The following is a 22,064-nucleotide window of genomic DNA, read 5'->3' as shown; positions in this document are numbered from 1 at the left end:
ACGCACACCCCCAACAAACAACAAATCCCCAGGCAGATGCACTTTTTGGCACTCTTCCTGGGGCGGTTTCCTGGCTGTCGGGCAGTCCACCTGAATGTTAATAGCTAGTGGTAACAGGCCAACAGCCCATCCGGGCCATCGATAACAGTGATGGGTGTTTCGAAGATGGGCGTAAGGATCTCATCGCGCATGATCTCCTCCGGACTGCCGAAAGAAACGATGCGTCCATCCTTGGCCGCACAAATATAGTCGGCGTAGCGAGCAGCGAAGTTGATGTCATGGAGAACGATGATGATCGTCCGGCCAAATTCCTTGGCGGCCTTCCGCAAATGCTTCATCATCTCCACGGAGTGCGAGATGTCCAGATTGTTGAGGGGCTCGTCGAGAAGCACGTAGTCCGTCTCTTGGCAGAGCACCATCGCCACATATGCGCGCTGGCGCTGCCCACCGGATAGCTCGTCGAGGTAACGGCTCTCCAATTCACGCAAGTGGAAGAAGTCGATGTAGCGCGAGACTATCTCTTCATCTTCCGCAGTCAGACGCCCCTTCGAGTAAGGGAAACGGCCGAAGCTCACCAGCTGGCGCACGGTCAGCTTGGTAATGAAGTGGTTCTCCTGACGCAGGATGGAAAGGATCTTCGCCAAGTCCTGCGATTTCGTGGAGGACACGTCGTAACCGGCGACCTCGATGGTGCCCTCGTCGACGTCGAGAAGCCGGCCGATCATCGTCAGCATCGTGGACTTGCCCGCACCATTCGGCCCAATCAGCGCAGTGATACCGCCGGAGGGGATCTCCAGATCAATGGGGCCGATGTTGGTTTCACCGGAGTAGGACTTGGACACTTTGGAAAGCTTGATCACAGCTTGCCCTTTCGCAGAATGACCAGAAGGAAGACGCTGCCGCCCACTAGCTCAATAATGATGGAGACCACGCCCTGCGCGTAGAAGACGTGCTGCATGAGGAAGTAGGCGCCGGTGAGAACGGCAAAGGCCGTGGCAATTGCCATTGGGAACAAAAAACGGTGGTCATACGTCTCCGCTGCCTGGTAGGCCAAGGTTGCCACGAGGAAGCCAAGGAAGGTCATGGGCCCTACAAGCGCGGTACTTGTTGCCATAAGAATGGAGACCAAAATCAGCGTGTAGATTGCATTGACCTTGTGGTTAACACCAAGGTTCGTCGCGGCATCGCGTCCCAGCGCTAGCACGTTAAGCTGCCGGGAGTTCAGGAACACCAGCATCGTCACCGCGAGAACCAACGGTATGGCGATGGGATAGTACTCGCTCTCCGCGTTATTCACGGAACCGAAAAGGCGTGCAGTCAGCACATCGAATTCACTGGGCGTGAGCATGCGCTGCATAAACGTCGACAACGAACCAAGACCACCACCGATAATGATGCCCACGAGCAGCATCGCATGCATATTGTTGCGGCGGCTGGTCAGCAGCCAGGAGTACAGCACGAGGGATAGGCCCACCATGAGCACAAGCTGCACAAGGAAGGTTCCCATGTTGCGGGCCTGAGTTAGGCCGGAGGCGCCAAGGAAAAAGATCGTGGCTGTATTAATCGCGACGTACAGGGATTCAAACCCCATGATGGAGGGAGTAAGGATCCGGTTGTTCGTCACCGTATGGAAAGCCACCGTAGCCACGGCCTGGCATACGGCGACGATCGCCATAGCGGTCACCGCATCAGCGCGGCGACGTGCAATCAGCCACCACTTGCGGGTACCAAAATCCATGGGGTTGTCATAGGCCAAGAGCCCGAAGGCGAAAACCAGCCCGGCAACGATCAAGGCTGCAAGGATGATCCAGTACTTTCGCGCCGCAGCAGCAGACTGGAAGCTACCCACGTTTCGCTGGGCACGTGACGTTTGCACAGGTTCCTTCGTCGCTGGGATAGAGATACGTACGCTCACTTGGTCGACCTCACGATCAAGACGACGAACACGATAGCACCCACAATGCCCAGGATGACTGATACGGGCATTTCAAACGGGGAAATAATGGTGCGGCCGATGAGGTCGCATAAGGTCACCGTGGCGATACCGAGCAGGCAGACCCACGGGAGGTTAGAGCGCAGGTCATCGCCGCGAATCATGCTCACTACGTTAGGCACGATAAGGCCAAGAAACGGCAATGCGCCGACAACGACGGTGACAACGCCCGTCGCCACCGCGATGAGCCCAGTGCCCAGCAGAATCATCCGCTGGTAGTTCAACCCAATATTGGTGGCGATATCCTCACCCAGCCCAGCGACGGTGAGCTTGTCAGCGTAGAAATACACCGCCATCAGAACCAGCAGGACGATCCACAGGACCTCGTATTGCCCCTCATAGACAGAGGTAAAGGATCCCATGAACCAGATTCCGAGCTGCTGCAAGGTATCCGTGGCGAGCGCCACATAGGAGGATACGGCACTAACGACAGCGCCCAGCATGATGCCGATGATCGGCACGATGAGTGAGGAGCGCAGCGCCACGCGGCGAAGGAAAGCGAAGAAGACCATGGTTCCCACAAACGCGAAGGAAACCGAAATGACCATTTTCACCAGCACGGATGAGTGCGGGAAAAGGATAAGCGAAAAGAGCAGGCCCAATCCGGCCCACTCGGTGGTTCCCGTCGTCGTGGGTTCCACGAAACGGTTTTGGGTCAGCAGCTGCATGACCAAACCGCTCATCGCCATCGCAGCGCCCGCCAAGACGAGCGCCACGGTTCGCGGTATGCGGGTGGTGAAGAACATGGACCAGCCGTCCTCATTATCGAGGATGCTGTACTCCCCCACCATGAGGGAAAGGAGGAGCAGCGCGATGACGCCGAGCACGCCGAGGCCTAGCTTCCAGGTCAGCACAGGTCCGCGGGAGTTACGCGGGCTGACAGCTGAGTGCTCTGCCGCAGCGCTGCTCTTCACCGTCACGGTTTAGTCTCCTCCTTGGCTGCCGAGAGAGTTGTTTAGGCGTTGGCCTTCTCGAAGGCGTCGGCAAGCGCGTTCAAGATCTCGGTGTAGGTAATGATGGACTCATCAATGTAGGTGTCATTCGGCGCCACGTAAAGGTTGCCTTCCTTCACAGCGGTAACGTTCTTGAGCGCCGCGTTGTCCTTGACCAGCTTCTCGCCCGGCGTGACATCCTGGCCTTCCTTGGAGATAGCGGAATCACGGTCCATGACGAGGATCCAATCCGGGTTGGATTCGGCAATGGCCTCAACGGAGATATCGTCACCCTCGTGGTCATCGGAGGCGTTGGAGACCTCCAGGGCCGGGGTCAGGCCAAGCAGCTCAAAGACCGGGCCATACACGCGCCCGATACCGGGAGCGATGTAGCCGATTTCACCGCCGGAGGTGTTCACAGCCATGACCTTCTGCTCTGGGTTGTAGGCCTTCTTAGCGCGCTCAGCAGCGGCGTCGAAATCCTCGATGAGCTTCGCAGCATCCTCTTCGTGGCCGAAAACCTGGCCCAGGGCCTCAGTGTGGCGCTTGAGTTCGTCGAAAAAGTCTTCGTCATCGCGCGGCTCGAAGTCAAGCACCGGGACATCCTCGAGCAGCTTCTCAATGTCCTCTTGGTGCTGTTCGAAGCGCTGGCCGTTCCACACGACGTCCGGCTCTGCAGCTACCAGACCTTCAAGGTCCGGCTCCTTGTGGGAGCCCAGATCAACCTCGACCGTGTCCTTGTTGTAGGTGTCTCGCAGCGACTTCGGTACCAGCCTCAGCGGTGCAGCAGCAAGGTCAATATCCCACTGCGCCAGGATAGAGAAGGCGCGGTTATCCGTCACCGCGGGGTTCTCCACCGGGAGGGTGACTTCCTTCGAGCCGAAGTTATCCTCCAGGGTGATGGTGGAGGCGCCTGCCGCCGCGGATTCGGTCGGCTCAGCGGTCTCCTCAGACTGGCTGGAAGAGCAGCCGGTGAGAGCAAGCGCTGCAACCGAGAGAGTTGCGGCAACTTTGGCGGCGGTCGTGCGCGAGGCACGGCGAGAAAGGTTAAACATAGCTTCCTTGCATATTAGGTGTGGCTAACCACAGTTGGCAAATAAGGACAGCGCCTAACCTAACTCAAGTAAGGCTTACCCTTCAAGAACACTCATGTTTCCTAATTCATGACGGGGGTAGCAGACCTCCGCACGATAGCCCGTGACATGCCTTTTAGAAAAAAATGTTTACGCTTAGCCTTCCCCCTTCTTCGCGATGAGATCACTCACCGACACTGGCCCTTCCCTATCAAAATCCTCCCGCGCCGCGTGGCGGAAATTCGGATCCGCCAAGAAATCGAGGGCAACCTGTGCCAAACCCGCCGCCGAATCAACGGCCGCATCTACCGCCTGCGGCGTGGCAGCCCAGCGCGCAAAGTCCTCCGTGTGCAGGGCCACGTCAGTTGGCGATACCTTCACCATTGGATGCAGGCCGGGCACGAGATGAGAGACATTGCCAAAGTCAGTCGAGGCGGCCACTGTATCCGGCACCGTCCCAGCGGGCAGCGCGGTGCGTCCGCGGCGCGCCTGCGTGGCCGACCACCGATCCACCAGCGCCGCATTATTGCGCACGGGCAGGGTCATCGGGTGCTCATCCCAGTCGACTTCCACCTCGATACCTGCCATGAGTGCCGCGCCCCGGACGATGTCTTCCACCCTGGCGGACAGATCCATGAGTGTGCGCGTTCCTAACGAGCGCACGTAAATGGTCATTTCCGCCTCGCTCGGAATGATCGAAGGGCGATCGCCACCACTCATGATGGCGTGCACGCGATCCGATGGCGGCATTTGCTGGCGCATAAGCCCAATCCCCTGGTAGGCCAGGCTCGCAGCGTCAAGGGCGTTGCGCCCCATGAAAGGCTGGGAGCTGGCATGAGCGGCTACGCCGCGAAAACGAACGCGCAGAATGCGGCGGCCCACCCAGGCATGCGCACCGATGTCATAGCCAAAGCCATGGATCATCACCGCGGCATCGACCCCTTCGAGGCTGCCGCCGCGGATCATGTATTCCTTGCCGGAATGCCCCTCCTCCGCTGGGGTCCCCTGGAGGAGGATGCGACCGGACATAGGAGGGGCGGCGTCCAGCACGGCAGTAGCCGCCAAGAATCCAGTAACGCCCGCTGCGGCGATGACGTTATGCCCGCACGCGTGCCCAATCTGAGGCAGGGCATCGTATTCCGCCAGGATGGCCACAGTGGGATGCCGTTCAGGGTCGAAATCTGCACTCTGCCAGGAAGCTTCGAACGTGGTCTCCACGCCGTAGACCCCGCGGCACGTGGAGAAGCCATGCTCTTCAACGATGTCCGCGAGCACCGCCATGGAACGATGTTCTTCGAAGGCCGTTTCAGGGTGAGCGTGCAGGTCCGCGACGATGTGCGCGGCCTTCTCCCGCAAGGCCTCAGCCCGCGCGGCCGCCGCTTCCCAGAGCTTCGCCTGGCCCGGGTAGTCCTCACCCTGTTTTTCCGGTGGTGCTGCAGACGCCACGCGCTTGGCGACCCCCTCCTCCATCGCTTCCAAATACGCTGTCGATGGATTGTTGCGTTGATTCATGCGCTTAACCAATCATGACGTTGTTGCCCGGTCCCAACGGAAGATCTACGTAGAACCAGATGGCCAGCAGGATTGCCCAGGCGGTGAAGAACGGAATAACGAAGGGAACGAGGCGCGACATCAGCGTTCCTAGGCCTGCCTCGCGTTCATAGCGCTGGAGGAAACCCAGCATGACAATCATGTACGGGTTCAGCGGGGTGATGATCTGGGTTGCGGAATCACCAACGCGGAATGCGCCCTGAATAAACGCCGGCTCATAGCCCAGCAGGGCAAACATGGGCACGAAGACCGCGGCCATGAGCGTCCACATCGAGGATCCGGAAATAATCAGCAGGTTCAGGCAGGACGCCAGCGCGATGAAGGCGAAAATAGCTGGGAAGCCGGTAAGCCCGATGGATTCAAGGAAGGCCGCGCCCTTCACCGCGGTGAAGGTGCCGATACCGGTCCAGGCGAAGAGCGCCACGAACTGGCCCAGGATGAAGGCCAAGATGAGGAAACTCATCATGTCCTTGAGCGCGCCGATCATCATGTTCACAACATCGGTGATTCCCTTGACCGTGCCGACAACCTTGCCGTAGACCACGCCGAGGACCAAGAAGTAGGCGAAGACGATGAAGACGATGGAATTCAGCAGCGGGGACTTGGGCAAGAAGCCGCCCTCTTCATTGCGCCACGGCGATTCCGGCAGAAGAACTGCGAAGAGAATGATGGCGGTGAGGATGACCGTGGCCACACCGGACCAGATGAGGCCCTTGGATTCGGCCGGGCGCAGCTCAGCGGTGAGTTCCTCGCCGTTCTCGTCGCGGTCACCGCGCTCGGCGGCATCCTCAGGATCGATATCTTCCTCGGTGGGAACTTCCTGCTGCCACATGCGCGGCTCGATCACCTTGTCGATGATGAAGCCGGCCAGCACACCGAGCACGATGGAAGAAGCCACGTTGAAGTAGTAATTCGACATGGCGTTAACCGGAGCGAACTCAGTATTCGGCAGGGTCTCCATGACCGCGGTCGTAATACCGGCAAAGAGCGCATCCAGGGAAGTTGGCACCAAGGCAGTCGAATAACCAGCACCCACGGCGGCGAAGCCGCCGATCAGACCCGCCACCGGATGACGGTCCGCAGCCTTGAAGACCATGGCGGCCAGCGGCGGGACGATGACGAAGGCGGCATCCGCCATGACAGAGGCGGTCACGCCGATAACGCCGACGGCGTACGGAAGCAGCCACGGCTTCGCGGAACCGAAGAGCTTGCGAATCAACGCCGAGAGCATTCCGGAGCGCTCCGCCACGCCAACTGCCAGCATGATGGGCAGCACTGTCACCAGCGGCGGGAAGTTGATGTAGTTCTCACCCATTGTGGTGGTGAACCACGTGAGCCCCTCACCGGTGAACAGGCCTTTGACCGGCTGGATCTCATCCGATCCGGGAATCTTAATCTCGACGCCCATCTTCGCCATGATGGTGGAGAGAACGCCTGTGATCAGGAAAAGAATCAGGAAGATGGTGAAGGGCTCCGGCAGCTTGTTGCCGATGTACTCGACACCATTGAGGAACTTATCCAGCATTCCCCCACTGGACTGTTGACTCGATTTTTGCTCAGCCTTGGCGGGATTTTCTTTCGACTTCTCCGTGGTACCAGCGCCGCCTTGTGGCGCTGCATTGGATGGGCTGTTCATGGGTACTCCTGTCGTAGGGGTCAGTCCCAGTGTTCCACGTCACACTGTTGGAGAAAGGCTACCACGTGACTGTAACTTGGGTAACAAATTCTTTTGTCCTGGGTCACATTTTGTTCGGACAGCCCTACCCCGCTTTCGTCCCGCACCCCTACACCCCTCACGGGATTCCGATTACGCTCACTGCAAATAGCGCCCCAAAATCGACCGTTTTTAGCCCCTTATCTACCGTGAACGACACTGAGAGGTGTCCATTAGCCCTGACTTGGCAATGATGCTCGCTTTTCACGATTTTGTTGGAGACTATCTGCGCTCCCAACGGACTTCGCCGTCAACGACCTGTGCCGTGGGGCTCATCCCTGCATAGGCAGCGACATGCTGTGAGGCTAGGTGCTCGGGATGGATATGAGCGATGAGATGCGTAATGCCTCGCTCCGCAAGATAAGCGCTAAGCAGTTTCACAGCTTCCTTGGCGTATCCGTGCCCTTGCCACTGTTTCCCAATCACCCATGCGATCTCCGTCGCATCACCGCTGCGGGGCACAGTCGCTTGGACGTAGCCTATCGGCTGCTTACTCGAACCGAGGGTGACGATGAGATTGATCCATTCTTCGGTACCGTCGCTCGAGCCGCCTCGGGTTTGGACCGCGTACCGTCGCGCAAGCTCATCAGAAGAAGGCGGCTCACCACCTGTAAACGTGTATAGGGCACGGCCAGAAAGCACGGTAGCCATCTCGGTTGCATCCTCTACACGAAGCGGCCTTAAGTCGATAGGCAAATTCATCGCCATAGTTCACCACGCAAGATTCGATCAGTCACTAGAACATGAACGTTTCTGCTGACGACGAAGTTCCGACCGCCTTCTCATCAAGAGTGCTTTTCATCCATCGCTACACTCACTGCAAATAGTGCCCCAAAATCGACCGTTTTTAGCACCTTATCTACCGTGAGCGTCGTCAGATTGCCCGAACGTCACAGCCTCCGCTCGGCTTCGCCGCCGCTCGAGGGCACCAGCCCGTTTATCCGCGCGAAAGGATCCCACCCGCTGTCGCGGTGTGGCTCATATTCCGCAAAGTTGGCGGCATCGACGGCAGCCGCCTCCGAAATGAGCTCCGCAATGAGCGCGACCGTCATATCCATCCCCGCCGCCACGCCTGAGGAAGTCCACCGATTACGGTCCTGCACCCACCGCGCCTTGGGCTTCCAAGTCACGGACTCCCCGAAGGAGCTCGCCCACGCAAACGCACGCTTGTTGCTCGTCGCGGCGTAACCCTCCAAAAGCCCCGCTGCCGCCAAGACCGCAGAACCCGTGCACACGGAGGCAACCCACGGTGCTTGTGCACCCACCCCACGAAGCCACGCCAGAAAAGAAACGTCTTCCACGAGCTTCCTGGTCCCCTTCCCGCCCGGGACGAGGAGAACGTCGGCCGGCTCAATCTGCCCATAAGAAATCGTCGGCACCACTTCCACGCCCTGTGAGCTAGCAACTGGCTCACCATCCGGCCCCGCAAAGGCAACCGTGACCTCGGGGACGGCCTGAAGCAGTTGGACGGGCCCGAAGACGTCGAGAAGCTCAAAGCCCTCAAACAAGACGACTGTGATGCGGAGAAGCTCGTTATTCATGCGACCATCCTAAAGCAGGCCGCATGGATACCGACGAGCATCTGGGACCCAGGTTCAATTCCCGGCGGCTTCGCACACGAAGAGGCCCCAGATAGAACGCTTTCTAACTGGGGTTTTGGTGGACCAACCTTAGGTCGTGACAATCTGCGGATGGCACGCTACCCTCGTTGTTGACACATCACCAATAGGAGTGTTTGACCAATGAAAGCATTCGGATTCTTAAGCTTTGGCCACTACACATTCGGACACCAGCGCGGCCCGTCCGCGGAAAAAGTCGCGAAGATTCACCTGGAAATCGCCCAGGCTGCAGATGAGATCGGTGTGAACAACGCGTCTTTCCGCGTCCACCACTTCGTACCGCAAGCCTCAGCCCCAATGCCGCTGCTCGGCGCAGTCGCCGCCACCACCAAGAACATCGAGGTGGGCACCGGCGTGATTGACATGCGCTACGAAAACCCGCTCTACCTCGCCGAAGAGGCCGCATCCCTTTACCAGCTCTCCGGCGGCCGCGTGGCCTTAGGTGTCTCGCGCGGTGCCCCGGAGGTTGCCGAGCGCGGTTGGGAAGCTTTCGGCTACAAGGGCGAGGCCCCCAACGGCGCGGACGTGGCGCGGGCCCACCTCGAGGCGCTCATGGCCGCGGTGGACGGCAACGGATTTGCCACCGCCGCACCCCTGGACCGCCAGTACCCGAATATGTTCCAGCCCGGCTCCGCCCTCCCGGTCTTCCCCACGGCACCCGAACTGCGCAAACACATCTTCTACGGCTCCGGCACTCACACTTCGGCAGAGCAGACCGCCAGGGACGGACTAAACCTAATGTCTTCCACCTTGGTTTCCGAGACCACCGCCGCGACCTTGGGTGAGATCCAGGCGGACCAAATCAGCCGCTACCGCGCCGCATGGAAGGAAGCAGGCCACGACTGGACCCCACGCGTGTCCGTCTCCCGCTCCATCTTCCCCATTGTGGACGGCGCCGATATGCAGCGGTTCGGTATGCAGGCCTCAGGCTCCGACCAAGTGGGCATGCTGCCCGACGTCGGCGCTTCCACCTTCGGCCGCACCTATGCCGCGGAGCCTGACAAGCTCATCGAACAGCTCAAGGCTGACCCGGCCGTCATGTCCGCCGACACCCTACTGATCACCATCCCGACTGGCATGGGTGTGGACGTCAACGTGAAGATTCTTGAAAACTTCGCCACCCATGTCGCCCCTGCGCTGGGCTGGCAGCCAAACACTGAGGGCCCGGTCACCGGTTACCCGATCGACTAATCCGCCCCCTTCACACAAGAAACCCGCTGGCCTTTATGACCAGCGGGTTTCTCTATTCAGTGGAGCCGCCGGGAATTGAACCCGGGTCCTTCGTCACCTCGCCAGGGCTTCTCCGTGCGCAGTCTGCACAGGATCTCTACTCGGCCCTCCGGCTCGGGCAAACTCGCTCCGGATGATGGGCCCAGTTGCTCTAGAAGTCCCCAACCGGCCGAACAACAAACCGGTCAGGCAAGTTCCCTAGTCGATGCCAGGATCTAGGTCAGGAACCAAACCTAGGCTGACAGACACGCGTCGCTGGAATTAGGCAGCGAGGGCGTAGTCACGCTGAGAGTTCTTCTCTGCGTTTATTGGTTGCTACGACGCTTAACGGTGGTCTCTAGCCTGCACCGGCACGCTTCCCCTGGCTCAATGTACGAAGTCGAAACCAAGTCGACCCCTCATTTACACATTGCTGTGAAAGCTGCGCAGAACGCATCTTTATGCGCCCTACGGTCTGTTCAACGCTACTGCACCTGCCCCTATTCCCGCAAGCTTCACCCCAGGCCACATGAGGCATAGCTTTCATAAGCACCCCCTTGTGATTAGCATCAACTTAAACGCTGTTAAGGTGTGTGAGTCCGATACTCCTACTTTGTTAAAGGCTGCAAAGTGAGCACACATACCGAAACCACCAGTTCCCCGGAAGACGCTAAAAGCCCAGCAAGCAACACCGAGTGGGCCATCTCGCTCTTCGGCACCGCCGTAGGCGCCGGCATTCTTTTCCTCCCCATCAACGCGGGCAGTTTCGGCTTCTGGCCCCTCCTCGCGGCCACGATTCTGATTGGGCCGATGACATACTTCTCCCACCGCGGTCTGGCCCGCATGATTTGTGCGTCACCACGCCAGGGCGAGGACATCACCGCAGTGGTCACGGACTATTTCGGCAAGAGCGCAGGTTTTATCATTTCGGTGATTTATTTCTGCGCCATCTTCCCCATCGTCCTCATTTATGGCGTTTCGATCACCAATACGGTCAACAGCTTCATCGTCAACCAATTAAATGGACCCACGATTTCACGCCCGCTGTTGGCTTTCCTCCTCGTGGGCATCATGACCATCGTCTTCGCCTTCGGTCAACGCATGGTGCTGGCCGTAACGCAGTTCTTGGTCTACCCGCTGATCTTCTGCCTTGGCGCACTGTCCATCTACCTTATCCCGCGCTGGGATATCGCCTCCTTCATGGAGGTGGGCAACAATGATTGGCGCGTCGTCGGTGCTGTCGCCCTCATCATCCCCGTGCTGGTCTTCTCCTTTAACCACTCCCCCGCGATTTCCCAGTTCTCCTTGGCCATGGTCGCCGCACACGGCCGCGAGAAGAGCTCGGAGAACGCCTCGCGAGCACTGGCCCTGACCGCAATTCTGCTCACCGTATTCACCATGTTCTTCGTGTGGTCCTGTACCCTCACGCTTGGTGCGGACGGTCTCGCCGAGGCCCGCGAGCAAAACCTGCCGGTCCTGTCTTACCTGGCCAACGTCACCGGTGTCCCGGTCTTGGCTTTCCTCTCCCCGATCATCGCGATGATTGCGATTATCTCCTCCTACTTCGGCCACGTGCTGGGAGCTACCGAGGGCGGCAATTTCCTGCTGCGCAGCGCCGCGCCGCGCGCCACCGAGAAGCTCTCGGAAAAGCAGCTCAACTCCATCATGCACGGCATCATCTTTGTCTGTGCGTGGATCGTGGCCATCATCGACCCTTCAATTCTGGGTCTCATCGAGGCCATCGGCGGCCCCTTCATCGCTTCGATTCTCTACCTGCTGCCGATGTATGCCATCCACCGCATCGACGCTCTGAAGCAATTCCGTGGCCGCCCCAGCAACGTCTTCGTCGTCATCACGGGTCTCATCGCCGTGGGAGCAACCGTGTGGAGTCTTTTCGCTTAACTCTCCTCTAACCACGCCTTCAAAACAGTGGCGTGGTTGACCTCGCGGTCCTTGGCGGCGAAGAGAAGGGTGACGTCACCATCCTCCGCTAGTTGGCGCAAGCGCGCCAACTCCTCACAGTCGTTCTCGTCGAGCTCCGCGCGGTAGCGCCGGGCAAACTCCTCGAAGGCATCAGCATCGTGCCCCCACCACTTCCGCAATTCCGGACTGGGCGCGACATTTTTGAACCAGTGGTCATAGGACAGACGCTCCTTGGCCACGCCACGGGGCCAGAGCTTATCGACGAGCACCGCTACCCCACGCGGCTGCTCATCTTCCCGAATAACATCATGAACCTTAGCCGTATAAATCATGGCTTCCAGGTTAGGCGTTAATCCCCTTTACGCGGCGGCCCAGCTCGCGAGTGATGTCGCGGTCCTGATCGCGGCGCTTGATTGCTTCGCGCTTGTCGTAGTCCTGCTTACCCTTGGCCAAACCGAGCTCGCACTTGGCGCGGCCGTCCTTCAGATACACCTTGAGCGGGATCAGCGTCTTATTGCCGTCGCGCACCTGGCCCATGAGCTTGTCAATCTCCCTGCGGTGCAACAGCAGCTTGCGTGTGCGCTTGGGCGAGTGATTCGTCCACGAGCCTTGGGAATACTCCGGGATGTGGAGGTTGCGGATATAGACCTCGCCGTCGTCAATGGTGGCGAAGGCATCTGCCAAGGAGATTTTGCCTTCGCGCATCGACTTAATTTCGGTGCCCACGAGCACCATGCCGCATTCCAGGGTGTCGAGGATGGTGTAGTCGTGGCGGGCACGTCGGTTGGTGGCCAAGGTCGAGTTATTGTCGACGGCCGCCTTTTTCTTCTTTGCCTTCTTCGCCATAGTTCGAACTATATTACGCTACTGCCAGGCACAATCCACAACAGGCCTGTTGGCCTATGTCCGCACGTAGGCGCGCATGGTCACCTGCGCGGTCAGTGCAGCGCACAGGATTGCCACAAGCCCCACGATAGGCAGAGCCGTCCACACGTCGCCTGCGGTCACCGGGGCCAGAAGCTGGTTGTGGTACAGGTCCTTCAGCGCGGGATCGATCACCGTGTTCTTTCCTACGATGACGCCTATCCCGGCGAGAACGACACCACCGACGGCGCCGAGGACCGCCTCCATGATGAAGGGGGCGTGGGTTACCCACCGCGAAGCACCGACGATGCGCATAATCGCGGTCTCTCGCTGGCGCTGATAGGCGGCGATCTGCACCATGTTCGCGATCAGCATGATGGCGGCCAGCGCCATGACAGCAGCTAAGACGAAGGTGGCATTCCGGATGGCGTCGAGGTTGCCTGCGGCGCTGCGGACCTCCTCTTGTTGGTCGATGATGTCGCTAACGGCAGGGTCGGGCGCGATGGCGTCGATTGGCGCGGTATCCGTCGGATCCTTCAGCCGCACATGGAAGGCCGCCGGCAGCGCATCCGGGGAGGTTTCCTCAACCATGACTGGATCAGTTTCCTTGAACAGTTCCACAAAGCGCTCGTAGGAATCCTCACGGTTGCGGTAGCTGACGGACTCGATATCTTCATCCGCCTCTAGCTTCTTCTTCAGCCCGGCGCAGGCGGAGTCCTTGCACTGCGGATCGTTGGCAGAAATATCCTCGTTGAGCTGGACCATGACCTCGACGCGTTCGAGGTAGATGTTTTTGGTTTCGTTGGTCATCTGGGTAACCAGCACACCAGCCACCACAAGCGCCACCGAAATGGCCGTGGTGATCACCATGGCGATAGTCATGGTGATGTTACGCCCTAGCCCTTTAAAAGCTTCCCTGAATACAAAGCCCAGATTCACCTAGACCGCCTCCCCGTACATCGCGTTCTTCTCATCGCGCACCAGCGTGCCGTTGTGCAGCTCAATGACGCGCTGGCGGGCCTCGTTAACTGCGCGCGCATTGTGCGTCGACATCACCACGGTGGTTCCGCGGCGGTTGATCTTGGTGAGCAAGGCCATGATCTCCGCAGCCGTGGAGGGATCAAGGTTGCCCGTGGGCTCGTCGGCAAGCAGCAACTTGGGACGGTTAACAAAGGCCCGCGCAATCGCCACGCGCTGCTGCTCACCGCCGGAGAGTTCATGCGGCATGCGGTGCTGCTTGGCACCCAGGCCGACCATGTCGAGGACCTCGGGGACTTGCTTGGCAATCCGCGCCTTGCGTTTGCCGATGACCTCGAGGGCAAAGGCGACATTGTCGTAGACATTGAGCTTGGGCAGAAGGCGGAAGTCTTGGAAGACGTAGCCGATGGACTGACGCAGCCTATTGACCTCGCGCCCCTTCAACGCGTTGACGTGGAAGTCCCCAAAGTAGATATCTCCCGAGCTCACATTTGTCTCGCGGACCATGAGCTGGAGGAAGGTCGACTTGCCAGAACCGGACGGGCCGATGAGAAAGACGAATTCGCCGTCTTTTATCTCAAAGGACACGTTGTCCAGCGCGGGCCTAGTGGAGGTCGGATAGACCTTGGACACATTCTCGAAAGTGATCACTTAAGCCACATTAGCAACAATTATTACTCGGGCCTAGGACTCCTGCTGCGCCATGCGCCACCGAATACCAGATTCCAAGAAACCATCGATATCCCCGTCCAAGACCTTGGAAGGGTCTCCCACCTCGTAATTCGTGCGCAGATCCTTGACCATCTGGTAGGGATGCAGCACATAGGAACGCATCTGATTACCCCAGGAGGCATTGCCACCCGCGCCCAGTGCATCGAGCTCCGCGCGCTCCTCCTGGCGTTTGCGCTCCAGCAGCTTCGCCTGCAGCACGCGCATAGCCGAAGCCTTGTTCTGGATCTGGGACTTTTCGTTCTGACAGGTCACCACGATGCCAGTCGGGATGTGCGTCATGCGCACCGCCGAATCCGTTGTGTTGACCGACTGACCACCCGGGCCCGAGGAGCGGTAGACATCCACCCGCACGTCCGAATCCGGCACCTCGATGGAGTCGGTTTGCTCCACCACCGGCAGCACCTCCACCTCCGCGAACGAGGTTTGGCGGCGGGCTTGGTTATCAAAAGGAGAAATACGCACCAAGCGGTGCGCGCCCTGCTCTACGGAAAGCTGGCCATACATGTATTCGCCATGCACCACGAAGGTAGCAGACTTAATACCGGCTTCTTCGGCATAGGAAATGTCATAAACATCCACCTTGTGGCCGTTTTTCTCCGCCCAGCGCGTATACATGCGCATGAGCATCTCCGCCCAGTCCGCAGCATCCACGCCACCGGCTCCGGAGCGTATGTGGATCACCGCCTCACGCTCGTCGTACTCACCGGACAACATGGTGGTCACCTCGAGTGCCTCGATGGCCGCGCCGAGCTCTTCCAGCTCTGTATCCACGAGCTCCTGGGAGGCCTCGTCGCCTTCCTCCTCCGCCAGCTCAGACATCACGGGTAGATCCTCAATGCGCCCGCGCAGGGAATTCAGTTTGCGTAGCTTTGCCTGCTGCGCCGACAGCTCCGAGGTCACCTTCTGCGCATGATCAGGGTCATCCCACAGCGACGGGTCCCCCGCCTGGGCCTCGAGTTCGCGCACGCGCTCGGACACCGCCTCCGGGTCCATCACCTTTTCAATGGAGGTCAAGGTGGCGCTGAGTTCCTCAAGTCGTGCTGTTTGTTCCGGACGCATAGCCCCCTACTCTACTTATTCTTTCTCCCTGATTAGCCATCGGCCGCGTTTAGCGCGACAATAGGCGGCATGAGTGACCAGCCAAGCCTCACCGAGATGATCGATGCCATCATCAAGACCTTCATCGTCGCCCACGCGGACGATACTGACGCCCACCTTGCCCAAGCGCTTGTTTATAACGCAGGCCGCCTGGCCTGGCGCCTGCGCGAGCAGGGAGTAGACATAGAACAAAAGACCTCCGTCTCCGATGTCGTCACCGACGCCGACTTCGCCGCCGAGCGTTTCGTCGCCGGTGTACTCGAAGCCCTGCGCGGCGAGGACGGCATCGTGGGCGAAGAGGGTGCGAACCGCGAGTCGAAGTCCGGCCGGACCTGGGGCATCGACCCTGTCGACGGCACCTACAACTTCGCCTCAGGCTCCGACTATTGGTGCTCTGCACTCGCGCTTATCGACGCTGAAGGGGTCATCCTCGGCGCCGTCCACCGCCCCGCTATGGGTTATACCTGGTTCGGCGGCCGTGACTTCCCCACCAGCTTGGACGGCAAGGACGTCACCAAGCTCACCGACAGCCCCGCCGACAAGCTGTGCTTGTCGACGTACCTGCATCCCACCTCCATGACGGATCCCGCAATCGCGTCCGCCTGGGAAAAAGTAGCCCCGCACTTCGCCACCGTGCGCATGTTGGGTGCGGGCTCCGTGGATCTCTCCTGCGTGGCGGATGGCACGTGGGGAGCGTGGATGCAGCACTCCGTCAAGGACTGGGATTGGTTCCCCGGCCAGGCGCTGGTGCTGGCCGCGGGCGGCGCGGCGCGCAAGGTTAAAGCCGGCGGTGTGGAATGGTGTATCGCGGGTAATAAACAGGTAGTTGATCAGATGGAGGAATGGCTCCGTGGGTAAATTCAAAGAAGACCTCGGCTTGGCCTTGGAGATGGCAGGCCATGCGGACGCCATTACGATGCACCGTTTTGAGGCTGCAGACCTGTCCGTCAAGGAAAAGCCGGACATGACGCCGGTCTCCGATGCGGATCTGGCCTGCGAAAAGGCAATCCGCGAGGCTCTGAAGCGCTCGCGCCCACGCGATGAAGTGCTAGGGGAGGAATTCGGCGGCGAGGCCTGCTTCGAGGGCCGCCAGTGGGTAATCGATCCTATCGACGGCACGAAGAATTTCGTGCGCGGCGTTCCCGTCTGGGCCACCCTGATCGCGCTATTGGAAGACGGCGAGCCGGTCGTCTCCGTCGTCTCCGCCCCTGCCCTGCGCCGCCGCTGGTACGCGGCCAAAGGTGGCGGCGCCTACCGAGTCTTCGGCGGGGAGCCGAAACGCCTGCGCGTTTCCGAGGTCTCCAAACTGGAAGATGCTTCTCTGGCCATGAGCTCCTTGTCTGGGTGGCGGCCGAACCGCGACGCTTTCATCTCATTCACGGACAAGGTCTGGCGCCTGCGCGGCTACGGCGACTTCTGGAATTACTGTCTGGTGGCCGAAGGTGCCGTCGACATCGCTGCCGAGCCCGAGGTCTCCCTCTGGGACCTAGCAGCCCCAGCGCTTCTTGTGACTGAGGCCGGTGGCCGCTTCACCAACGTCCGCGGCGAAGACGGCCCCCACGGCGGCTCAGCACTTGCTTCCAACGGCAAGCTTCACGACGCCACCCTCAGCGCCTTGTCCTAGCTTCTGCGCGGCGCCCCAACGTCGCACGCCAGCGAACCGTGCTGCGTACAGGTCACTTCGATCAAATAGGGCCCCAGATCTTTAAAGATCTGGGGCCCTATTTGATCGAAACGTACTTCTAGTTCTCCGGAAGCACGAATCCAGAACCTGGGCCCTCGCGGCGGTTGAGATCCGCGATGATGGCATCGGTATTAGCCACGACCGTCGGGTTGTGCAGCGCACCCTGCCACGGGGTGCGGCAGGACGGCAGACCCGGGACCAGTCCACGGGATACCGAGCCGACGATACGGCCGTCGCGGAAGACCGGAGCGCCGGAGTCCCCGACCATCGCGCACACCTGGTTAATCGTGATGCGCTCAGTGTGCTGGAAAGTCATGCCACAGGTGCGGCCAGTAGCTACACCGCTCTTGCAGGTAATATCGCCCGGCTGCGTGGTACCACCGATCGCCTGCGCGCTCACACCGTTGTAGCTGCGGGTTACCTCAGCCTGGGAGCCGAACTCGATGAGCGAATAGTCCAGGTTCGCGTTCTTCGCCACCACGGTGCCGGTGGGGCCTACCTGCCAGGAATCCGCAGAAGACACCGGATCGCCGACATTTCCACAGTGGCCAGCAGTAATACCGACCTTGCGGCCTTCGGCATCAGTGCCGGCTGCCGTCAGCGTGCACATGGTGTCCTCACGGATGTACAGCGGGGTACCCGGGCCGTACAGAGACTTCCCTTCGGTCATCGCAACGTTGGATTCCTCGGGGATCTGGGGAGCATCGTAGAAAGAACCAGGGACTCGGTGCAGAACGTACTCCGCGTGCGGTTTACCAGCAGCAATCTTGGAGAACAGGTCGTTCTTCCACACATAATTCGGATCCGTGCCCTGGGGTACAAATTCCGGCTGCGTGGCCTCCTCCAACAGTCCGATAGGAGTCGGGTTCGTCAGCGGTTCACCCGTGATGGCATCAGCGCCGGCATAATCCTGCTGCTCGGACGGGGCCGGCAGTTGCGTCTTCAGGTTTGCCTGCTCCGCGAGGCGCTGCGCCTCAGGCGAGTTCACGGCTCCCTCGACTGCCTGATTCACATCCTTCGATGCCGCTGCAGCAGCACCGTTGACGGCGGTATCGAGGGCGTCGGTCAGCTCTTTGTCCACGGGCTTGGTCTCAATACCTACGGACTGCAGATCCGTGCGTACCTGGTCGACAAAACCTGCTGAATCAATCTCCGGGATGGTGGGGAGCTCCTGAGCACCCGCCATTGGGTTACCCAGGAAGAACGCACCTGCGAAAGCCGAGCCCACAATGACTTTCTTAAGGTGCGGAATTTTTCTCATTGAGCAATTCCTCTTTTCACTTCTTCTCGTATTGGTCTATAAGACTTCCCCCATAATGACACGCGCACTGGGGTAGCCGTTTTCTAACGTGTGGGACTGTGTCCAAGCCGTTACACTACTGACAGTTTTCGGGTGCCCCCTCTTATCTTTCACCGCCTGCCGCGCCTCCGCAGACCTACTATGGAGGCATGTCTGAGACTGCCAATTCTTCGTCATCTCCTGCAGGCATTGCTGAGATAGTCGCTGTAATCCTGCGCGATAACCATGGCCGCGTTCTTGTCATCCGCGCCACCGATACTCCAGAATTCGTCCTGCCATTTGGCTCCATCGATGAGACCATTAATCCAGCTCGCGCCGCCCAGCTCATCGCCCACGAGGCTGTTCGCGCCGCGGTTGATATGTCGAAGTTGCGCCGCCTAGCCACCTATGTCTCGCCTGCGGCCAATGACGCACCTCAGACGATCCACGCTCACGTCTATGTCTGTGAAGAAGAGATTTCCGTCGCCCACCCTGACAAGGAGATTGCAGAGCTAGCCTGGGTCGATCCCGCTGCCCCAGACGTCACTATCGCCCCATTACTCAAGGAGAGGGTATTCCCCGCCCTGCAAGAACTCTAAGCTCCCAAGACCTAGACTCCACACCATGATTACGCAGCGACTACTCCCCGTTCTCGCGGCCGGTTCCCTTGCCCTTGCACTGGCCGGCTGCGCCACCGATGACAGCACCGACGCCACGCTTTCCGCTGTCTCCCCCACCACTCAAGCCGCCAGCGCCGAATCTGGGGCTTCAACATCCGCAGACCCGCAGTCACACGACGCAGATTCAGCGGCCGCCGAACAGAAGTCACCCGAGACAAGCGAAGACGCGCACAGCGCCCAAGGCGCAATCCCCACTGCCGCCGACAGCGCCTGCACAACGAAACAGCTAGATATCAGTCTTGCCAACGAGCAGGGAGCCGCCGGCTCACGCTTGGCTGACATTACGTTCACCAACACTTCCCCCGCACCGTGTACGTTGCAAGGCTTTCCTGGCGTCTCCGCCGTCACCAATGACGACGGCACCCAGCTCGGCCCCGCCGCCGAGCGTGAATCGGGCCAAGAAACAGCAACCGTCACGCTCGAGCCCGGGCACTCTGCCCGTGCGGGCCTGAAGATGACCAACATCGGTGTCCTCGACCCAACTTCCTGCCAGCCCCAGGCGGCCGACGGCCTGCGCGTCTACCCGCCCGGCGAAACCGCCAGCGCCTTCATCCGAATTTCCGGCTTCGAAGGGTGCGCTGGCGATGCCAACTACCTCTCTATCCAACCGGTTACCGCAGGTTAAACCCGCTTAAAAGCAGCAGGCGTTCACATCGGTCTACACTCGCGGCCATGGAATCCAAGAAGCTGACGTCGCTGGTGTTTGGGAACGTTGTGCTGGAATCGCACATGACGAAGACAACTATTGTCGTCTATTCGGAAGACATGCGCTCCTGGTACTTCCGCCCGAGCCCCTATACGGAGCTCAAGGTGCCGCTCGATGAACTACAAGGACAACTGAGTAGAGAGCGCGCGGAGCTCATCTCAGAGCGCATTTTCGATAACGTCAAACTCGAGCTTGAGGAAAGCTACCCCGGAGGTGTGGACCGCGCACAGAAGGAACTCTGCGCCTGGCTTCGCCGTACAGGCGACAGGGCTTAAGCGATGCCCGAACCACTCTCCTACTCCTCCACCGCAAGCTTCCCACAACTGCACATGTCCCGCGTCATCGACGCTGATTTTGACACCGCGGCCGACAAGCTCTTTAGCTGGGGACTCCAGCGCAGCGGCCTCTTTCGGGTTAATCCCAGCCACGCCATCGTAGAAGAAGGCGCAGAGGTCTCCCTCGGGTTAGGCCCAAGGGAGTTTCGCTGCCGAGTGGTGGATGTATTCCACGAGGAGGGCCGCTGCGGCTTTACCTACGGCACCCTCCCCGGCCACATCGAGCGCGGCGAGGAAACCTTTACCCTGGAGCGCCTGCGGGATGGGCGCACGCTCCTGCTTGTCGACGCCTCCTCCCAACCCGCCCGCCTCGCCTTTCTGCGCCCGCTGCTCGATATTCCCCGGCGCGCGCTGATCCGCTTTTTCTACCTGCACGCTTTGGATGACTAATAGCGGGGTGTCAATGGGGCGCACTCCCCCTCGGTTCCACGCTCGCCTAGCGAGGTAACCACTTGGCATGTAACTTAACTCACATGCACACTTTCCCTCACCATACTTTCCGTTCCTTATCGGTGGCCTTAGCGGCCATTCTCGCGGTGTTAGCCGCGGCAGCTGCAACCGGGCTGTTTCCCTTAGCCGCCGCGGAAGACAAACCTTCCGAATCGGCCAACTCCACTTCCAGCAACATGGCTCCAACCATGGTGGTTTTCGATTCCTCCGGCTCGATGATCACCAACGATGCCGGCGGGCAGACCCGCATTGATGCCGCCAAAGAGGCTGCCCGCACCTTCATCACCGAGGCTGGTGACGACGCTCCTCTGGGGCTTGTCACCTACGGCGGCAACACCGGCGAAGCCCCCGAAGATGAGGCGGCCGGTTGCCAGGACATCACCGTGGTCACACCACCCGAGGCCGGTAACTCTGAGAAGATGATCGCTCATATGGATGGCTTGCAGCCACGAGGATTCACCCCCATCGGCGAGTCCCTACGCAAGGCCGCCGCTGAGCTACCAGAGGAAGGCCAGCGCAGCATCATCTTGGTCTCCGATGGCGTTGCCACCTGCACCCCGCCACCCGTGTGTGATGTGGCGAAAGAGCTGAAGGAGCAGGGCATCGACCTAGTCATCAATACCGTCGGCTTCAACGTTGAGCCCGAGGCACAGCAGGAACTGCAGTGCATTGCCGACGCCACCGGCGGCACCTACGCCGACGCCTCCGACGCCGATAGCTTGGCCAAGGAACTGAACCGCGCAGCACCCCGCACCTTCAACGCCTACGAGTCAAACTTAGAGGAGATCGAAGGCGGCGAAACCGAAGGTTCCCCGGCCAAGGTAGACCGTGACGTAGAGGCCTTCTCCACCACTCTTCTTCCGACGGAGGGTAAAGGGCACTCGGCTGAATCCACTACCTTCTTCACCACGGACCTGACCCTGTTAGGTAGACACCTGATATCCAGCCCTGTTGGGTTGGGAAGAAAGGTAATCTACCACCATGCCTAGGTACTCCGAACAGTTCAAACGTGATGCTGTGGCCCTCTACGAAAACAATGAGGACCTTTCACTTCACGCGGCTTCAGCAGAGCTTGGAGTCAATCGTTCCTCACTTTATTCCTGGCTTAAGCAGTACGGCACCGGCAAACGTGCCCGCACGAAGACCATGCGTGATAAAGCCCAAGCAACGACTGATTCTGAACGAATCCGCCAGCTAGAAAAAGAAGTCTCTAAGCTGCGCGAAGAACGCGACATCCTGCGTAA

At 59.7% G+C, this 22,064-nt stretch carries 24 protein-coding genes and 1 other RNA gene; 10 read left to right on the top strand and 15 right to left on the bottom strand.

What is annotated here, in order from left to right; genetic code table 11:
* Positions 1-104: 104 nt before the first annotated feature.
* The 8 genes from HMPREF2996_RS08075 to HMPREF2996_RS08040 all read right to left on the bottom strand — a co-directional run bounded on the left by HMPREF2996_RS08075 (position 105) and on the right by HMPREF2996_RS08040 (position 8,804).
* A complete protein-coding gene (locus HMPREF2996_RS08075; RefSeq protein WP_070644786.1) occupies positions 105-860 on the bottom strand; it encodes an iron ABC transporter ATP-binding protein in 756 nt (251 codons plus the stop codon).
* Complete coding sequence (locus tag HMPREF2996_RS08070; RefSeq protein ID WP_070444163.1) at positions 857-1,876, bottom strand: iron chelate uptake ABC transporter family permease subunit; 1,020 nt, start codon at positions 1,874-1,876, stop codon at positions 857-859. Before HMPREF2996_RS08070 ends, HMPREF2996_RS08075 begins: the two co-directional genes overlap by 4 nt.
* 35 nt (positions 1,877-1,911) lie before the next feature.
* Entirely contained in the window at positions 1,912-2,907 is a 996-nt protein-coding gene (locus tag HMPREF2996_RS08065; protein ID WP_371325731.1) for an ABC transporter permease, read from the bottom strand.
* Positions 2,908-2,948: 41 nt separating this feature from the next.
* Complete coding sequence (locus HMPREF2996_RS08060; protein WP_070730892.1) at positions 2,949-3,980, bottom strand: siderophore ABC transporter substrate-binding protein; 1,032 nt, start codon at positions 3,978-3,980, stop codon at positions 2,949-2,951.
* A gap of 174 nt (positions 3,981-4,154) precedes the next feature.
* The gene (locus HMPREF2996_RS08055; RefSeq protein WP_070525608.1) at positions 4,155-5,510 is read right to left on the bottom strand and encodes a M20 family metallopeptidase; all 1,356 of its coding nucleotides are present in this window, start codon (positions 5,508-5,510) and stop codon (positions 4,155-4,157) included.
* 4 nt (positions 5,511-5,514) lie between these two features.
* Positions 5,515-7,185 (bottom strand): AbgT family transporter, encoded by a 1,671-nt coding sequence (locus tag HMPREF2996_RS08050; RefSeq protein WP_070730891.1) that lies wholly within the window; start codon positions 7,183-7,185, stop codon positions 5,515-5,517.
* A gap of 300 nt (positions 7,186-7,485) precedes the next feature.
* A complete protein-coding gene (locus HMPREF2996_RS08045) occupies positions 7,486-7,965 on the bottom strand; it encodes a GNAT family N-acetyltransferase (RefSeq protein ID WP_070524753.1) in 480 nt (159 codons plus the stop codon).
* Positions 7,966-8,153: 188 nt separating this feature from the next.
* Complete coding sequence (locus tag HMPREF2996_RS08040) at positions 8,154-8,804, bottom strand: DJ-1/PfpI family protein (RefSeq protein WP_070730889.1); 651 nt, start codon at positions 8,802-8,804, stop codon at positions 8,154-8,156.
* A 201-nt stretch (positions 8,805-9,005) separates the two neighbouring features.
* Between HMPREF2996_RS08040 and HMPREF2996_RS08035 the strand changes: the two genes are divergently transcribed.
* Positions 9,006-10,073 carry an LLM class flavin-dependent oxidoreductase gene (locus tag HMPREF2996_RS08035; protein ID WP_070730887.1) on the top strand — a complete coding sequence of 356 codons (1,068 nt, stop codon included), beginning with the start codon at positions 9,006-9,008 and terminating at the stop codon, positions 10,071-10,073.
* A gap of 57 nt (positions 10,074-10,130) precedes the next feature.
* On the opposite strand, the gene ssrA is transcribed toward HMPREF2996_RS08035, so the two are convergent.
* Positions 10,131-10,510, bottom strand: a transfer-messenger RNA (tmRNA) gene (gene ssrA / locus HMPREF2996_RS08030).
* 211 nt (positions 10,511-10,721) lie between these two features.
* On the opposite strand from ssrA, the gene HMPREF2996_RS08025 reads away from it, so the two are divergent.
* Positions 10,722-11,993 carry an SLC5/6 family protein gene (locus tag HMPREF2996_RS08025; RefSeq protein ID WP_070730885.1) on the top strand — a complete coding sequence of 424 codons (1,272 nt, stop codon included), beginning with the start codon at positions 10,722-10,724 and terminating at the stop codon, positions 11,991-11,993.
* On the opposite strand, the gene HMPREF2996_RS08020 is transcribed toward HMPREF2996_RS08025, so the two are convergent.
* From HMPREF2996_RS08020 to prfB, 5 genes are read right to left on the bottom strand one after another with little or no spacing between them, the layout of a single operon-like run.
* The gene (locus HMPREF2996_RS08020) at positions 11,990-12,346 is read right to left on the bottom strand and encodes a DUF488 domain-containing protein (RefSeq protein ID WP_070730883.1); all 357 of its coding nucleotides are present in this window, start codon (positions 12,344-12,346) and stop codon (positions 11,990-11,992) included. The genes HMPREF2996_RS08025 and HMPREF2996_RS08020 overlap by 4 nt on opposite strands.
* Positions 12,347-12,356: 10 nt before the next feature.
* On the bottom strand, positions 12,357-12,860 hold the full coding sequence (gene smpB / locus HMPREF2996_RS08015) for an SsrA-binding protein SmpB (RefSeq protein ID WP_010189093.1): 504 nt from the start codon (positions 12,858-12,860) through the stop codon (positions 12,357-12,359).
* Positions 12,861-12,914: 54 nt separating this feature from the next.
* Positions 12,915-13,817 (bottom strand): permease-like cell division protein FtsX, encoded by a 903-nt coding sequence (gene ftsX, locus HMPREF2996_RS08010; protein WP_070730882.1) that lies wholly within the window; start codon positions 13,815-13,817, stop codon positions 12,915-12,917.
* Complete coding sequence (gene ftsE, locus HMPREF2996_RS08005) at positions 13,818-14,507, bottom strand: cell division ATP-binding protein FtsE (RefSeq protein ID WP_070730880.1); 690 nt, start codon at positions 14,505-14,507, stop codon at positions 13,818-13,820.
* Between the two features lie 33 nt (positions 14,508-14,540).
* Positions 14,541-15,647, bottom strand: a complete 1,107-nt coding sequence (gene prfB / locus HMPREF2996_RS08000) for a peptide chain release factor 2 (protein ID WP_070730877.1) — start codon at positions 15,645-15,647, stop codon at positions 14,541-14,543.
* Between the two features lie 69 nt (positions 15,648-15,716).
* On the opposite strand from prfB, the gene HMPREF2996_RS07995 reads away from it, so the two are divergent.
* The gene (locus HMPREF2996_RS07995; RefSeq protein ID WP_070730874.1) at positions 15,717-16,544 is read left to right on the top strand and encodes an inositol monophosphatase family protein; all 828 of its coding nucleotides are present in this window, start codon (positions 15,717-15,719) and stop codon (positions 16,542-16,544) included.
* Entirely contained in the window at positions 16,537-17,310 is a 774-nt protein-coding gene (gene hisN, locus HMPREF2996_RS07990) for a histidinol-phosphatase (RefSeq protein WP_070730873.1), read from the top strand. Before HMPREF2996_RS07995 ends, hisN begins: the two co-directional genes overlap by 8 nt.
* Positions 17,311-17,428: 118 nt before the next feature.
* On the opposite strand, the gene HMPREF2996_RS07985 is transcribed toward hisN, so the two are convergent.
* Entirely contained in the window at positions 17,429-18,631 is a 1,203-nt protein-coding gene (locus HMPREF2996_RS07985; protein ID WP_070444190.1) for a S1 family peptidase, read from the bottom strand.
* 188 nt (positions 18,632-18,819) lie between these two features.
* Between HMPREF2996_RS07985 and HMPREF2996_RS07980 the strand changes: the two genes are divergently transcribed.
* The 6 genes from HMPREF2996_RS07980 to HMPREF2996_RS07955 all read left to right on the top strand — a co-directional run.
* The gene (locus HMPREF2996_RS07980) at positions 18,820-19,248 is read left to right on the top strand and encodes an NUDIX domain-containing protein (protein WP_070644774.1); all 429 of its coding nucleotides are present in this window, start codon (positions 18,820-18,822) and stop codon (positions 19,246-19,248) included.
* A gap of 25 nt (positions 19,249-19,273) precedes the next feature.
* Positions 19,274-19,954 carry a DUF4232 domain-containing protein gene (locus HMPREF2996_RS07975; RefSeq protein ID WP_070730871.1) on the top strand — a complete coding sequence of 227 codons (681 nt, stop codon included), beginning with the start codon at positions 19,274-19,276 and terminating at the stop codon, positions 19,952-19,954.
* A 47-nt stretch (positions 19,955-20,001) separates the two neighbouring features.
* Complete coding sequence (locus tag HMPREF2996_RS07970) at positions 20,002-20,310, top strand: hypothetical protein (RefSeq protein WP_070562760.1); 309 nt, start codon at positions 20,002-20,004, stop codon at positions 20,308-20,310.
* A 3-nt stretch (positions 20,311-20,313) separates the two neighbouring features.
* Positions 20,314-20,760, top strand: a complete 447-nt coding sequence (locus tag HMPREF2996_RS07965) for a DUF1990 family protein (RefSeq protein ID WP_070730869.1) — start codon at positions 20,314-20,316, stop codon at positions 20,758-20,760.
* Between the two features lie 83 nt (positions 20,761-20,843).
* The gene (locus HMPREF2996_RS07960; protein ID WP_246823013.1) at positions 20,844-21,809 is read left to right on the top strand and encodes a vWA domain-containing protein; all 966 of its coding nucleotides are present in this window, start codon (positions 20,844-20,846) and stop codon (positions 21,807-21,809) included.
* On the top strand, positions 21,802-22,064 hold a 263-nt coding region (locus HMPREF2996_RS07955), incomplete at its 3' end, for an IS3 family transposase (RefSeq protein ID WP_070729911.1). The genes HMPREF2996_RS07960 and HMPREF2996_RS07955, both read left to right, overlap by 8 nt.

Source organism: Corynebacterium sp. HMSC066C02, assembly GCF_001814945.1.
Lineage (GTDB): Bacteria > Actinomycetota > Actinomycetes > Mycobacteriales > Mycobacteriaceae > Corynebacterium > Corynebacterium aurimucosum.
This window is presented reverse-complemented; position numbering and strand designations above follow the sequence as displayed.